The sequence below is a fragment of the Microbacterium sp. Z11_20 genome, from assembly GCF_057197605.1.
This window is the reverse complement of sequence record NZ_JBXVOQ010000004.1, coordinates 18681-31542: the sequence shown is the minus strand read 5'-3', so window position 1 is coordinate 31542 and position 12862 is coordinate 18681. Positions and strand designations below refer to the sequence as shown.

Here is a 12862-nt window from a genome sequence, read left to right as displayed (position 1 = left end):
GCGCTTGACGGAATCACGCTGACGCGGGTGTCGTTAGTGCTCGTAGATCATGACGAGGTACGAACTCCTACGCTCGGCCGGAGCTTCCGCGAACGCGGTCGTCATAATGCATCGCGACTGGGAGTTTCTTTCGACGGCGAGGTCGGTGTGGCATCGAGGGTCGGCTCGGGGCAGCGTCAGCCGATCGCGGCCCGCGTTAGCAGAAGCCGCGCGCGGGTTCTTTGCCGTGAGCAAGCCGTGGGCAAAGCTGAGGACATTCCAGCGCTACCATTGCGTACCGGCGAAAGGTCGCGAGTTGCGGAACGACACGGAAGTAACGTCGGCGCGAACCGCTGAAGTTCGATCCGATAAGAGTTCAAATCCCAGCGTCACCGCAATAATCCCTGATCAGAGGGTGGTTTCCATCCCGTTCAATGGGGGTTGGAAGAGCGCAGCGGATACGCGTGGTCGCTGAAGGGGTGGCTGTCCGAAAGTGAGCGTCGCAGCCATCGCCGCCGTCACGGTGTTCGTCGCCGGCGGGATCACAGTGGGGCTGATTGCGGTCCTTCACGTCTTGGAGCCCGGGTACGACCCCTCGTGGCGGATGATCAGCGAGTACTCCGTCGGGCGATTCGGGTGGGTGATGCGCCTCGCGTTCGTCACGATGGCCATCGGCCTTGCGGCGACGTGCTTCGCCTTGTGGCCGTTCGGCGGCGCGTGGACCATCGGCCTTGCCGCTGTGGCACTGGGCGCGCTCGGTGCCGCGTTCATCGACGCCGATCCGATCATGACTCCGCGCGCTCAGGCCACGCCCGTGGGCAGGGCGCACACGGTGCTGGGCGGTGTGTTGCTCGCCGGCTTTCCCCTTGCCGCGCTGTTGGCCGGGGTCGGAGTGGCGTCCGCGCGCGGCTGGACGCTCGCGATCGCATTCGTTGTTCCGTTGGCCGGCCTGGTGTGGTTCCTCATCGCCGCTGCCCCCGCCCGCGGGCAGGGCGGCTCGCCTGAGATCCGAATCGGATGGCCGGACAGGTTCTGCGTTCTCGCCTACCTGGGATGGGTGGTGCTCGCGGCTGCCGACGTGCTGTCCGCGGTGTGACGAGCAACGTTTCAGAACCTCGGTCCCAGTCGACGGAGAACCCCCCCCGGGTCAGCCTCCGTGAGGAGGGTGATCAGGGTGGATTCGTCCCGCTTCTCGCAGTCGAAACTACGCGGACTATTCGCAGCGCGTTCGATGAGCGTTCGAGAGCTATGCCTGCTGAGGGAATCCGAGGTCGATCCCGCCATGGAGAGCGGGGTCGAGCCAGCGCGATGTGATCGCCTTCTCGCGCGTGTAGAAGTCGAAGCCGCGGGGGCCGTACGCCTTCGCGTCGCCGAACAACGAGTTCTTCCAGCCGCCGAAGGAGTGGTACGCGACGGGGACCGGGATGGGCACGTTGATGCCGATCATGCCGACGTGCACCTCGCGCTGGAACCGCCGCGCCGCTCCACCGTCGTTGGTGAAGAGGGCGGTGCCGTTGCCGAACTCGCCCGAGTTGATCAGCTGGACTCCCTCTTCGAAGCTGGAGATTCGGATCACGGAGAGCACCGGTCCGAAGATCTCCTCGCGGTACGCGCGACTGGTCGTCGGCACCCGATCAAGCAGGGTCGGACCCAGCCAGAAGCCGTCGGCGTCACCGTCGACCTGCGTATCCCGCCCGTCGACCACCACGGACGCGCCGTCCTGCTCCGCGATGTCGATGTAGGAGGCGACCTTGTCGCGGTGCTCGCGAGTGATCAACGGCCCCATGTCGACCGATCGCCTCCCGTCGCCGGTCCGCAGGCCCGACATCCGTTCGCGGATCTTGGCGATGAGGACATCAGCCACCGGTTCGACGGCGAGCACGACTGAGATCGCCATGCACCGTTCGCCGGCCGAGCCGTAGCCGGCGTTCACAGCCTGATCGGCCACGAGGTCGAGGTTGGCGTCGGGCAGCACGAGCATATGGTTCTTAGCGCCGCCCAGAGCCTGCACGCGCTTGCCGTGGCGGGCGCCCTCGGTGTAGATGTAGCGGGCGACGGGGGTGGACCCGACGAATGAGAGGGCCTCGATCTGTGGATGCTGCAGCAAAGCATCCACGGCGGACTTGTCGCCGTGCAGCACATTAAACACGCCGTCGGGGAGCCCTGCCTCCTTCCACAACTCCGCGAGCCACATGGCGGCGGAGGGATCGCGTTCGCTGGGCTTGAGGATCACCGTATTGCCAGCAGCGATCGCGATGGGGAAGAACCACAACGGCACCATGGCCGGGAAGTTGAACGGGCTGATGATCCCGACGACGCCCAGCGGCTCCCGCAACGTGAAGACATCCACCCCGGTGGAGACGTTGTCGGAGTAGTCGCCCTTGATCAGGTGAGGAAATCCCGTGGCCAGTTCCGCGACCTCCAGTCCGCGCTGTACCTCGCCCTCGGCGTCGTTGAGCACCTTGCCGTGTTCGCCGGTGATGATCGCGGCGAGGTCGCGCTTGCGCGCAGCCAGCAGCTCCCGGAAGCGGAAGACGATCGCCTGCCGGCGTGCCAGCGACGTGTCGCGCCATCCCGGAAAGGCGCGGGCGGCGGCCTCGACGGCGGCCTCCGCATCGGCGTCGTCACTGAGTACCACTCTGCTGGTGACGACCCCTCGCGCGGGGTCGTACACCGGCGCGGTGCGGTTCGAGCTCGACGGGTGCGGAGCCCCGTCGATCCAGTGGCTGATGGTCTGCGGTTCTGGTGACGTCATGAATTGTCGCTTTCGGGGTCAGGGTGAACGGCGCCCATCACCACGATGGCGCGCCCCGTGATGCGTCCGGCGGCGAGGTCCTGGTAGGCCGCGTCGGCGTCGGCGAGGAAGTACGTGCGGGTGACGACCCGCTCGACGTCGAATCCGCCGTCGGCGGCGACGGCGACCACCGCGGGGAGATCGCCGCGGGTGCGCGCGCCGAAAGAGCCGCGGATGGTCTGCCCGCGACGCACGAGCTGGGTGATTGGGATGGCCGCCGTCGCCTGTCCCGCGGCGATGCCGACGGCTATCATCCGTCCCCCGTCCGCCAGGAGGGAGTGCGCGAGCTCGAACGTCTCCGGGCGGCCGAGCGCCTCGAAGACGACGTCCGCACCCCCGGGGGAGATCGCGCGGACCGCCGTGACAGGGTCCTCGACGCGGATGTTCACCGTGTCGGTGGCTCCGAGCGCGCGGGCGCCCTCGAGCTTGTCGTCGGCGACGTCTAGTGCGATGACCGGAGCGCCACCGACGTGAGCGGCCATCTGGACGAGACTCGACCCCACGCCGCCGACCGCGACAACCGCCACGGACTCACCCGCCTCGAGGCCTGCGGCGGCGATTGCGCCGTAGGCGGTGAACGCGGCGCACCCGAGCACGCAGGACTGCTCCAGCGCCAGCGCGGGGTCTAAGGCGGCCAGCGCCGTCGCAGGCAGGACGGCGTACTCGGCCATCCCTCCCATCGAGTACATCGACAGTCGGGAGCCATCCGATCGCGTCAGGCGCGACGTGCCGTCCAGGAGATTGCCCTTGAGCCGGTTCTCGCCGAAGAATGTGGTGCACAGATCGTCGCGACCGCGGAGGCACTGATCGCACCACCCGCAGGGCATGATGAAGGCGCCGACGACCCGGTCGCCCACGGCGAACCCGTCCACCGACGCGCCGACCTCCGCGACGATTCCGCTGATCTCGTGTCCGATCACGGCGGGCGCGGGGAAGGCCACTTCGCTCTTGAGGACGTGCAGATCGGTGTGGCAGACGCCGCAGGCGGCAACCTGGACGAGCACTTCGCCTGCGGAGGGGCGCGGTACCGGAATCTGTTCGATACGGAGCGATGCGGAGTCGCCGTTCCAGATGGCAGCGCTCATGGTGGCAGGCAGGGGATGCACGGCGTCGGGCACGTCGAGTCCTTCCAGGGGCAATCGTTTGATCTAGTGGAGCGCCAGTCGAGCTGGATATGACGCGGGAGCGATATTTATCCTGGCGGACGGCGAAGTATTAGTTCGACAAGCTCCGCGAGAACAACCCCAAATCTCTACCTCCTGAGCGTCGACGGCGGGCACCTGTCCCACGTTCACGCCATCCACGTCGGCATCCTCGGGAATCTGCACCGGGCTCGGAAGCGCACCCGGTAGTAAGCGCACTCACCCGGACCAGGCCGATTGCACGTGCCACCTTTCGTCGCATAGCTTCAACCCATGAGGAGCTTCCGCGGCGCCTCAAGCGCGAAGCCCTATCCCCATTTCGCTGAAGATGTCGTCGCACGAGGCTTGCGCCATGCGGCCGGAACGAGTCGCTATCGCGGCTCGTAGACCCAACCCTGACGCATCTCTGAAACGGGATCCGATAAGGGTTCACATCCCACCGTCACCGCCAGAGGGCAGGGGAGCCGCCAGCTTCTTTGGCGAGTTCGGCGACGCGGCGCTGGAAGGACGCCTTGTGTTCGCGGACGGCGGCGGCAACGTTCTCGTCCTGCCCGCCGAGTTCGCCGAACGCGTTGATGAAGCCACACTCGCGGAAGTCGCCCGCGTGGAACCACGTGCGACCATCCAGGCGGTGCGGGTAAGAGCGACTCGTTTCGCTGGAAGAAACGAGATTGCTTAACATTCGATTCATGGGACCATATACTCCGACGCGGTCAGGTATGTGCTAGCTTTTCCTCGGATCTCAGCGGGGACTAGCGTTCCTCTGAACGGAACAATGAAGTTCGAAAGGAAGTCCCATGAGCGCAACGAGGTCGGCGACGCAGGGACGTCGCGCCGTGGTCTCGAGCCTGGTCGGCACCGCCATCGAGTGGTACGAGTTCTTCATCTACGGAACCGCCGCGGCTCTCTACTTCCCCGCCGTGTTCTTCTCGGGTTCCGACCCGGTGCTCGGAACCCTCATCGCCTTCGGCACCTTCGGAGTCGCCTTCTTCGCCCGCCCGATCGGCGCCTTCGTGTTCGGTCATCTCGGCGATCGCGTCGGGCGCAAGGCGACGCTCATCACGACACTGCTGCTGATGGGCATCTCGACCGGTCTCATCGGTGCGCTCCCGACGTACGAGCAGGTCGGCCTGCTCGCACCCGCGCTGCTCATCGTCCTGCGCCTCGCGCAGGGGCTCGCAGTGGGCGGCGAGTGGGGCGGCGCCGTGCTGGTAGCGGTCGAGAATGCGCCCCCCGCGCGTCGGCGCCTGTACGGCGCGGCGCCGCAGATGGGCAGCCCCATCGGTCTTGTCCTCGCCACCGGAGTCATGACGCTCGTCTCGCTCCTGCCCGAGCAAGCGCGGCTGGAGTGGGGGTGGCGCATCCCCTTCCTCGCCGGATTCGTGCTCGTGCTGATCGGCTTCGTCATCCGCATGGGCGTGGCTGAGTCCGACGAGTTCCAGAAGGTCAAGGCCTCCGGCCGCCAGGCGCGCACCCCGCTGCTGGAGGTGGCCAAGCGGGCGAAGTTCCCGCTGCTGGTAGGTATCGGTCTGAACGCCTCGGTGAACGTGGTGTTCTACATCGTCGGCACCTACTTCGTCTCCTATGGCACGGCGGTGCTCGGCCTGCCGCAGGGCACGGTGCTGCTGGTCATCATGATGGCCGCGCTCGTCGATACCGTCGCGCTCGCCGTCGTGGCGAACATCGCCGACCGCGTCGGACCGGCGAGGATCTTCACCATCGGAGCGGTGGCCGCGCTCGCGCTGGGGTTCCTCTTCTTCCCCCTCGTCAACACTGGCAACCTCGTCCTCGTCTTCGTCGCGGTGCTCGCCACCCTGCTGATCGGCCACGTCACCACCTACTCGGTGCTCTCGAGCATGGTGGCCGACCTGTTCCCGGTGGAATACCGCTACTCGGGCGTGGCCGCATCCAACGCCTTGGGCGCGCTCGTCTTCAGCGCGCCGGTGCCGCTGGTCGCGGCGGCGCTGTTCGCGGCGACCCAGTCGTGGGTCCCGGTAGCCCTCATGGCGACGGTCGCCGGAGTCGCCTCGATCCTCGCGGTCGTCGGGTACACCCGCATCCGTGCCAGTCAGGCCGCCACCGCCGACGGCGCCTCCCGCGAGACGGCGGCGCTGCTCAACCGCTGACGCGCAGCATCCACCCCCACGAGAAGCGGGGCGGGACCGGTGACGAACCGGCCCTGCCCCGCTTTCCGTCGGCCCCGGCGGGGCCGGTCGACGTCAGACGCCGATGCCGCGCAGAAGGCCGGCCGTGCCGGGCAGCTCGGGGAGGGCGTCAAGGCGCTGCGCGAGCTCGTCACGCTGGTCGTCGGGCAACCCGACGACGGTGGAGGCGTACTTGGCGTCGACCGTCCCCTCCTCCCACGGGCGCGAGCGCGTGCCCTGGTTCGCCAGCACGCGCTCGTCGATGCGCGAGCCGTCGTCGAGCGTGACGTGTGCCACGGTCGGCAACTGCCCGGGGTAGAGGGAGTCGACCTCGGCGTCGACCCGGTACTCGACGCGCTCGGCCAGTGCTCGAAGGCCCGGGTCGGCGGCGGTCTCGTCGGTGAAGTCGCCGAGTGTGACCTGCCCACGCGTGAGGGCGAGAGCGAAGGTGAAAGGGCCGCTGAACTGCGCGTGGTAACCGCCGCGCGGCCGAATCTTCTCGATCCGCGGCTCCGAGATGGTGCGCATCACCGGTGACGGCACCGACAGCACCACACCGGTGATCTGCTCGGGCCGGATGCCCCGCTCGCGCAGCCGCAGGGCGACGTCGATGCCCGTGTGGGTGAACACGTTGGCGGGGTACGGCTTGATGAAGCAGTCCTCCAGCGCCCAGCGCTCGCCGAGGCCGTCCATCCACCCCGCGGTGGGCGGGTGCGCACCGGTGTAGGCGTGGACAAATCCGAAGCGGCCTTCGAGCGCGGACGGGGGAGCGGTGATGCCCTCCTGGGCCAGCAGTGCAGCGCTCACGCCCGCGTGAGCCGACCAGCCGCAGTGCACCCGCTTGATCGACCCCCCGGCGCGGTTGGCCTCGAGGATGCCGCTGCCCATGGATGCGGCGATCCCGATCGCGTGGGCGATGCCCGCGGCATCCAGCCCGAGCAGGGTGGCGGCGGTGCCGGCGCTCGCGAGGGCACCGCAGATCGAGGTCGCGTGGAGGCCCCGCTCGAAGAAGGCGTTGTTGCTGGCGGCCGCGTCGTCGCCGGCCATTCCGAGTCGTATGCACACCTCCAGGCCTGCCGACACCGCTCCCAGCAGCTCGCGACCGCTCGGGTCGGTGAGGTCGGCGACGGCGAGAGCGGCGGGGACCACCGTGGCGCTCGGATGCAGGATCGAGGGAAGATGCGTGTCGTCAAAGTCGAGCGCGTGCGCCAGGGTGCCGTTGACCAGTGCCGCCGAGGGTGCCGGAAGGGGGTCGGCGATCCCCAGTGCGAACGCCTCTGGCGCTCCTCCCCAGCGTCGAGAGAGGGTAGATACGGCCCGTGCCGGGTCGGTGTGGAGCGCCGCCACCGAGATGCCCACCGTGTCGCGCACCCGCGACCGGGCATCGGCGACCGCCCCGTCGGACGGGGCGTCGGCAGTGCGGCGGAAGAAGTCGGCGAGATGGGCCGTCGCGCCGCTCACCGGGCGATCCCGCTGTCGTGCACGAGCGCGACGGGGCGCACCGGCGACCCGGTCGCGCCGACGAGCGGCAGCGGCAGCAGCACGAACGTGAACTGACGCACGCCCGAGCGTGAGAGATCCTCGAGGGCGAGCATCTCGATGATCGGGATGCCGGATTCGACCAGTAGCACGCGGTGCCCGGGAAGCCGAGCATGACCGAGCCCAGCGGGGATGTGCTCGAACGCCGTGGTGTCCGAACCCACGAGCGCGGCACCGTGATCGGCGAGCCATCGTGCCCCGGACTCGTCGGGGCCGGGCACGCCGCCGTCGTGCGAGAGGAAGGTCGCGGGGTCGTGCCACAGCGCACCCCATCCGGTGCGGACGAGCACGGCGTCACCCTCGGCGATCTGCGTCCCTTGAGCGAGGGCGGTGGCCGCGAGGTCGTCGGCGGTGAGCGGCGTGCCCGGTTCGAGCCGGGCGACGCCGCGCGCTGCCGGGACGTCGAGGAGCACACCGGGGCAGAGCGCCGGGGCGATCCGGTGGGCGCCGAGCTCGTCGAATCCGCCGCCCTCCTGCGCCGTGCGGGCATCGGCTCCGCCGTGGAGCCGGCCTTCGTGACTGATGTGGGCGAGCGCGTCCACGTGGGTGCCGGTGTGCGTGCCGAGCACGAGCAGGTCGTTGGCCCCGCTGGTGCCGTCCTCGCGCACGGCATCGCCGTGGCGGCGCATGAGTGTGTGACGGTAGCCGGGGTGGCTGGGCGAGGAGGGGACGCCGGTGAAGAGCGGTTGCCCGAGGTCGATCACCCGCACGCGCTCGCCGGTGGCGAGGGTGCCCAGGGTGCCGGGGGCATCCTGGGTCGTGGAGGCGAGGGTCATGAGGATGCTGCTTCCCGCTGAGCAGCGATCGAGCGCGCGTGCGCGACGATCGCCGGGTCAATGAACGAGCCGTCGGCGAGGGCCCGCGAGGCGTCGCCCACGCCGTCCATCGCGTCGGCCTCGACGATGACATTGTCGGCCCACTCGGCCTCGGCATCGGGCGGGCGGAAGGCCTCGCGTACCACGGGGATCTGCCGCGGGTGCAGGCAGCTGCGGCCGAAGTATCCCAACGCCCGTAATTCGAGGGAGCTGCGTCGGAGGCCGTCGAGGTCTGAGACGTTGGTGAAGGCCGCGGCGATCGGGGCGCCAAGGCCCGCCGCACGTGAGGCGAGCACGACGGTCTGTCGCGACAGCAGCAGCCCGGGGTCGCCCGCGGCACCCGCAGGGAGGCCGAGGTCGGCCCGCAGATCGCCTTCGCCGATCATGACGCCCGTGACGCCCGAGGTCGCCGCCACCGCCGAGGCCGCCTGGATCGCCGCGGCCGACTCGAGTTGGCAGACGACCAGGGCCTCCTCGGCGAAGTCCCGCACGGCCGTGACGACACGCGCGGCGTCGTCCGCGCCGGCCACCTTCGTCACACGGACGCCGGCGATTCGCCCGGCGGCGATCAAGGGGCCGACACACGCGATGTCGCGGGCGAAGTCCTCGGTGCCCACGGGGTTCACCCGAACCACGACGAGGGGGTCGGATGCGCCGCCCGCCGCCTCGACGGCATCCACCAGCAGTTCCCGTGCCTCCGCGCGGCGGCTCGGGTGCACGGCGTCCTCGAGGTCGATGACGACGCCCGGCGACGCGGCGAACGCCTTTGCGAACAGCTCGGGGCGGATCGCCGGCACGTACAGCCAGCTGACGATGGGGCTCACGCGGCACCCTCCTCGCGTAGTCGTCGGATCTGTTCATCGTCGTACCCCGCCTCGCGGAGGACGTCGTCGGTGTCGGCGCCGTGCGCGCGGCCGGTGTGCCGGATCGTCCCGGGCGTGTCGGAGAGACGGAAGAGAACGTTCTGCATGCGCACCGGGCCCAGGTCGGGGTCGTCTACCGTCGCGATGGCGCCGATGGCGTTGAGCTGCGGATCGGCGACGACCTGCGAGATGTCGTACACCGGCGCGATGGCGGCCTGCGCCCCTTCGAACGCGGCGAGCACATCGCTCGTCCCACGCGCGGCGATCCATGCGGCAACGGCGCCGTCGAGCAGGTCCGCGTGCGCCGCACGACCCCCGCCGGAGTCGAACCAGTCCGCCTCGATGACCTCGGGCATTCCGACAAGGGTCATCACGCGCGAGGCGATCGAAGTGCTCGAGGACGAGATCGCGACCCAGTCGCCGTCCTTCGTCAGGTAGGTGTTGCGGGGCGCGTTGTTCTCGGACCTGTTGCCCTGGCGTTCGGTGATCACGCCGAGCTGGTCGTACAACGCGATCTGGGGTCCGAGCATCGCCAGGATCGGCTCGATGATCGCGAGGTCGACGACCTGCCCGCGCCCCGAGGTGACGCGCGCGTGCACGGCGGTGAGGGTGCCTATGACGGCGGCGAGGGCGGCGATGTTGTCGGCGAGGGCCAGCGGCGGAAGCGTCGGCGGCCCGTCCGGAGAGCCGGTCGAGTAGGCGAACCCGCTCATCGCCTCCGCGAGCGTGCCGTAGGCCGGACGACGGGACGCGGGGCCGAACTGGCCGAACCCGGTCACCCGCACGAGGATCAGGCGCGGATTGCGGGCGCTCAGTACGTCGTAACCCAGCCCCCAGCGCTCCAGCGTGCCGGGGCGGAAGTTCTCTACGACGATGTCGGCATCGTCGACGAGGCGCAGGAAGGCCTCTCGGCCAGCATCGATCGACAGGTTCAGCGTCGCGGTGCGCTTGTTGCGACCGAGGCTCGTCCACCAGAGGCCGTGCCCGTCGCGGGAGCGCCCGTGCGTGCGCGCACCGTCGGGTTTGGCGGGGTGCTCTATCTTGATCACGTCCGCGCCGAAGTCGGCCATGACGGTGGCGGCCCCCGGGCCGGCGAACAGCGTCGCGACGTCGACGACCTTGAGATCGCTCAAAGGCCCGCGGCGATCCTGGCTGTCCATATGAGCCCTCCGACATTCCGATCAGAGAAACGCTTTTTGCGTCGTCCCCAATGAGGATGTCACGGGGAGCGCCGATCGGGCAACCCGTCGTGGCCGTAGATCATTGACATATCGGGATCTTTGGTGGTTATGTCGTTGTCAGGTCGCAACCGTCATGAGGTTCCGCTAGCCGGAATGGCAATTCAAGGATGAGATCAAGGAGCAGTCAATGACCGAACTCACCACAATCGACGTCGTGGTCGTCGGATGCGGATCCGCAGGTCTGTCCGCGGCGGTCGCAGCGATCGAGGCGCACCCCCATGCGCGGGTCGTCGTGTTGGAGCGGTCCGGTCGCGAGGATCGCGGCGGCAACACCGGCTGGACCAAGGCGTTCTTCCGCCTGCACGAAGACGGCACCCCCACGGATGACTTCGCCTCGCGGATCATCGACTACAGCCTCGGCCAGGCCGACCCCGCGATCGTCGAGCACCTGACGGCCGCCGCCGCCGATTCGGTCGCGTGGTTGCGCGAGCACGGCGTTGAGATGGCCGCCGACAAGACCTACTTCCTCACGTCGCACGGTACTCGCCTGATGCCCCGCGGGGGCGGGCGTGCCATCGTCGACCGCCTGGCCGCCTCGTTCGAGAGCAGCGGGGGCAAGATCGTCTACGACGCCGAGGTGTCGCACCTCATCACCGAGGGGGAGCATGTCGTCGGCGTCGCTGGCACGCTCGACGGCGCCCCGCACGAGTGGCGCGCCGGCACGGTCATCCTCGGCACCGGCGGATTCCAGGGCGACACCGCCATGCTCGCCGAGCACCTCGGTGAGCGTGGGCGCTCCCTCACCCCCATCTGCGAGGGCGGGCGGTACGACCGCGGCGAAGGAATCCGTATGGCGCTGGGTGCCGGTGCGGCACCGGCCGGGCAGTTCGACATGTTCCACGGCGAACCCGCCGACCCGCGCGCCACCAAGAGCGAGGCGCTCGTGATGGTCTACCCCTACGGCATCCTCGTCAACGAGAACGCGCGGCGGTTCCTCGACGAGGGGCGTGACACCCCCGACGAGACGTTCGAAGACGTCGCGTACCACATCTGGCGCGACGCGAACCAGACGTCGTTCCTCATCGTCGACCAGCGTCTGCTCACCTCGGACTGGCGGCCCGGTGTGCTCTCCGAGACCGAGCCGATCCTGGCCGACAGCATCGATGAGCTCGCCACCCTGCTCGGGCTGGACCCCGATGCGCTCCGCGCCACCGTGGACGAGTACAACGCCGCTGCCCAGCCGGGCGAGCTCGACGTCTCCCGTCTCGACGGCGCCGCGACCACGGGGCTGCGCGTGAAGAAGTCCAACTGGGCGCGCCCGATCGACCGCGGGCCCTACGGCGCGTGGCCGATCAGCGCCGTCATCACCTTCACCTTCGGCGGCGTGCGCACCGACACGACCGGTCGCGCGCTGCGTGAGGACGGGTCGCCCGTGTCCGGATTGTTCGTCGTGGGCGAGGCCGCCGGGCTCTATCACCACAGCTACCCCGGCGCCTCCTCGGTGCTGCGCGCGGTGACGTTCGGCATCCGCGCCGGGCGGGCCGCTGGCGTCCCCGCCCTCGCGTGAGCGGGACGCAGACGCGAAAGGCCGCCGGACGCGGGAGAGTGGTGGGCATGACACGTGAAGAAGGCACCGAGTCGGCACGCCGTGTCGCCGACATCCTGCTCGCGCTCGCCGAATCGGGTCAGCCCGTGGGTGTGAACGACCTCGCCCGCCGGGTCCGCGTGGGCCCCGCCACAGTGCACCGGGTGCTGCGCGCCCTGATGTCGCGCGGACTTGTCGGGCAGGACGGCAAGCAGCGGTACCTGCTCGGGACCGCCGCCCTACTGCTGGGCAATCAGAGCACCCTGGCTAGCAGGCTTGCCGAATCGGCCGGTCCTTCGCTCGACCGTCTCGTCGAGCTCACCGGTCTCACGGCGACCGTGTCGGCCCTCGCCGGCACCCGCCGCGTGTACGTCGACCAGCGCATGTCGAGCTCGGAGCTGCGGTACTCGGTCGAACTCGGGCGCCCCTACAGCCTGCAGCTCGGTTCGAGCGGGCGCGCGATCCTCGCGCATCTCCCGGCGGATGTCATCGCCTCCGTGCTGTCGTCGCCGATGCCCGCCGACCACGGCCCCGCCGCGACGGTCGACCCCGACGAACTCGAACGGCGTCTCGCGGTCGTGCGCGAGTCCGGAGTAGCCGTCTCGCGCAACGAGCGTATCTCCGGAGCCGGCGGCATGGCGGCGCCCGTGTTCACCGACCACGGCGTCGTGATCGGCGCCGTCAACGTCATGGGCTCCGCGTCGCAGCTCGACGACGACGCGGTGCCGGGCATCCGCGAAGCGCTGTTGCGCGAATCGCAGGCGACGACGGGGCGGTTCACCCGGGCCTACACCCCTCAATCGAAGTGAAAGGTTGACAG

General features: G+C 69.3%; 11 protein-coding genes. 4 read left to right on the top strand and 7 right to left on the bottom strand.

The window, feature by feature from the left end; all coding sequences use genetic code 11:
* Positions 1-472: 472 nt before the first annotated feature.
* Entirely contained in the window at positions 473-1075 is a 603-nt protein-coding gene (locus tag AC2DFQ_RS10605) for a DUF998 domain-containing protein (protein ID WP_484533867.1), read from the top strand.
* A 150-nt stretch (positions 1076-1225) separates the two neighbouring features.
* Here AC2DFQ_RS10605 and AC2DFQ_RS10600 read toward each other — a convergent pair whose 3' ends face one another.
* The 3 genes from AC2DFQ_RS10600 to AC2DFQ_RS10590 all read right to left on the bottom strand — a co-directional run bounded on the left by AC2DFQ_RS10600 (position 1226) and on the right by AC2DFQ_RS10590 (position 4597).
* The gene (locus AC2DFQ_RS10600) at positions 1226-2734 is read right to left on the bottom strand and encodes a CoA-acylating methylmalonate-semialdehyde dehydrogenase (RefSeq protein ID WP_484510205.1); all 1509 of its coding nucleotides are present in this window, start codon (positions 2732-2734) and stop codon (positions 1226-1228) included.
* Positions 2731-3891, bottom strand: coding sequence for an alcohol dehydrogenase catalytic domain-containing protein (locus AC2DFQ_RS10595; protein WP_484533866.1), 1161 nt, complete (start codon positions 3889-3891; stop codon positions 2731-2733). Before AC2DFQ_RS10595 ends, AC2DFQ_RS10600 begins: the two co-directional genes overlap by 4 nt.
* 466 nt (positions 3892-4357) lie before the next feature.
* The gene (locus AC2DFQ_RS10590; RefSeq protein WP_484533865.1) at positions 4358-4597 is read right to left on the bottom strand and encodes a hypothetical protein; all 240 of its coding nucleotides are present in this window, start codon (positions 4595-4597) and stop codon (positions 4358-4360) included.
* 115 nt (positions 4598-4712) lie between these two features.
* On the opposite strand from AC2DFQ_RS10590, the gene AC2DFQ_RS10585 reads away from it, so the two are divergent.
* A complete protein-coding gene (locus AC2DFQ_RS10585; protein WP_484533864.1) occupies positions 4713-6041 on the top strand; it encodes an MFS transporter in 1329 nt (442 codons plus the stop codon).
* A gap of 93 nt (positions 6042-6134) precedes the next feature.
* Here AC2DFQ_RS10585 and AC2DFQ_RS10580 read toward each other — a convergent pair whose 3' ends face one another.
* The 4 genes from AC2DFQ_RS10580 to AC2DFQ_RS10565 are packed head-to-tail and all read right to left on the bottom strand — an operon-like array spanning position 6135 to position 10409.
* Positions 6135-7520 carry an MmgE/PrpD family protein gene (locus AC2DFQ_RS10580; RefSeq protein WP_484533863.1) on the bottom strand — a complete coding sequence of 462 codons (1386 nt, stop codon included), beginning with the start codon at positions 7518-7520 and terminating at the stop codon, positions 6135-6137.
* Positions 7517-8374 (bottom strand): cyclase family protein, encoded by an 858-nt coding sequence (locus AC2DFQ_RS10575; RefSeq protein WP_484533862.1) that lies wholly within the window; start codon positions 8372-8374, stop codon positions 7517-7519. The genes AC2DFQ_RS10580 and AC2DFQ_RS10575 overlap by 4 nt, the downstream gene beginning before the upstream one ends.
* Positions 8371-9237, bottom strand: coding sequence for an HpcH/HpaI aldolase/citrate lyase family protein (locus AC2DFQ_RS10570; RefSeq protein ID WP_484533861.1), 867 nt, complete (start codon positions 9235-9237; stop codon positions 8371-8373). Before AC2DFQ_RS10570 ends, AC2DFQ_RS10575 begins: the two co-directional genes overlap by 4 nt.
* Positions 9234-10409 (bottom strand): CaiB/BaiF CoA transferase family protein, encoded by a 1176-nt coding sequence (locus tag AC2DFQ_RS10565; protein WP_484533860.1) that lies wholly within the window; start codon positions 10407-10409, stop codon positions 9234-9236. Before AC2DFQ_RS10565 ends, AC2DFQ_RS10570 begins: the two co-directional genes overlap by 4 nt.
* 235 nt (positions 10410-10644) lie before the next feature.
* On the opposite strand from AC2DFQ_RS10565, the gene AC2DFQ_RS10560 reads away from it, so the two are divergent.
* Both AC2DFQ_RS10560 and AC2DFQ_RS10555 read left to right on the top strand, forming a co-directional pair.
* The gene (locus AC2DFQ_RS10560) at positions 10645-12024 is read left to right on the top strand and encodes an FAD-binding protein (protein ID WP_484533859.1); all 1380 of its coding nucleotides are present in this window, start codon (positions 10645-10647) and stop codon (positions 12022-12024) included.
* A gap of 47 nt (positions 12025-12071) precedes the next feature.
* On the top strand, positions 12072-12851 hold the full coding sequence (locus AC2DFQ_RS10555; RefSeq protein ID WP_484533858.1) for an IclR family transcriptional regulator: 780 nt from the start codon (positions 12072-12074) through the stop codon (positions 12849-12851).
* Positions 12852-12862 lie beyond the last annotated feature (11 nt).